Raw genomic sequence first — 1,414 nt, 5'->3', positions numbered from 1 at the left:
GTAAAACGAAACAATATGGAGCAGAAATTTGGAAGTTATCTCTACTGTTTAATGAAAGGAAGTATTGTATGGAAAGTCCAATTGTAAGCATTGATGTTTCCAATGGAAACAGTCATTACATGTGTTTTATCAAGAACAATAAACGTTTTGGTAAAGTAAAGAAAATTGATCATGATATTGAAGGATTCAAAAGACTTCTAGAAGATATTCAGAAGCTGGAAGCTGAAACCAATGAAAAGGTATGTGCCGTATTTGAAGCAACCGGTGTTTATACAAAACCTTTAGAAAGATTTCTAAGTAAGAACAGTATAAAGACATATATAATCAATCCTTTAGAATCTGCCAGAAAGCGGAAAGAAGAAATACATAATAAGAAGACGGATAAGCTTGATCCAATATCTATTTCAAAAGTTTATTATGATAAAGAAGAAATGATGGAACTAACAAAGAAGGATGAAACACATAACTGGCTCAGGAAAAAGAATCGATTGTATGAAGATCAGTTGAATCATCTTAGAAAATACAAGGTTACATTTCAAAATCAGTTAAGCATCTGTTTTCCGGGATATCTTGATTTATTTAAGGATGGATACAGTGATATTCCAATGACAATCCTAAAGAAATATCCACATCCGGATTTATTGAAGAACAAGAAGGCTGAAACAGTTGCCAGATATCTTGAGAAAAATACATGTCATACTCATAAGGTATCTTTAGAATATGCATTAAAAATAATAGAATTTGCGAAAAAGACATATCCCGGATGTGAAAAGGATGATGTAGAAGTTGAAATATTTAAAATATTACTTGATAAGGTAATCGAAACACAGAGGGAATGTGAAAAAACATTGAATGAAATGATAACAGTTGCTTCTACTTTAGAAGAATATAGATATATTTTAAGCATTGATGGAATAGGGACCAATCTTGCTGCAAGGATCATTGCAGAGATTGGAGATATAGAAGAATTTAAATCAAGAGAAGCACTTGTGGCATATGCAGGATTGGATCCGCATATATATCAGTCAGGAGACCAGGATGGAAAACATTTAAAGATATCCAAAAAAGGAAATAAATATCTAAGGTGTCTATTGTTTCTGGCTGTAGGATGTTCTATAAGAGGAGCTAAAGATAATCCAGTGAATCGATTCTATCAAAAGAAAAAGCAGCAATCGAACCCGCTAAATTCGAAAGCTGCCAAAACCGCATGTACCGCCAAACTGTTAAAAATAATATACGGTATATGCAAAAACAAGACCACATATGAAAGGTAGTCTTAAATACATTATAAACAAAAATTTAAAAAATTGGAGAAATCCAATCTTTTTGTCGTGGAAAATCATCAAAAAATGTGTCCTTCATGGAAAGACACAAAATTTTATGAATTAGGCTTGATTTTTATTATCTAATTTTT

General features: G+C 31.7%; 1 protein-coding gene. It reads left to right on the top strand.

Annotated elements, in window-relative coordinates; all coding sequences use genetic code 11:
* A partial coding sequence (locus tag LJE08_RS13510; RefSeq protein ID WP_227403516.1) for an IS110 family transposase occupies positions 1-1,274 on the top strand: 1,274 nt, incomplete at its 5' end.
* Between the last annotated feature and the right edge of the window lie 140 nt (positions 1,275-1,414).

It is taken from the genome of Holdemanella sp. DFI.5.55 (assembly GCF_020593575.1).
Classification (GTDB): Bacteria; Bacillota_I; Bacilli_A; order Erysipelotrichales; family Erysipelotrichaceae; genus Holdemanella; species Holdemanella hominis.
The sequence above is the reverse complement of the archived record's forward strand: the minus strand, read 5'-3'. Positions and strand labels throughout refer to the sequence as shown.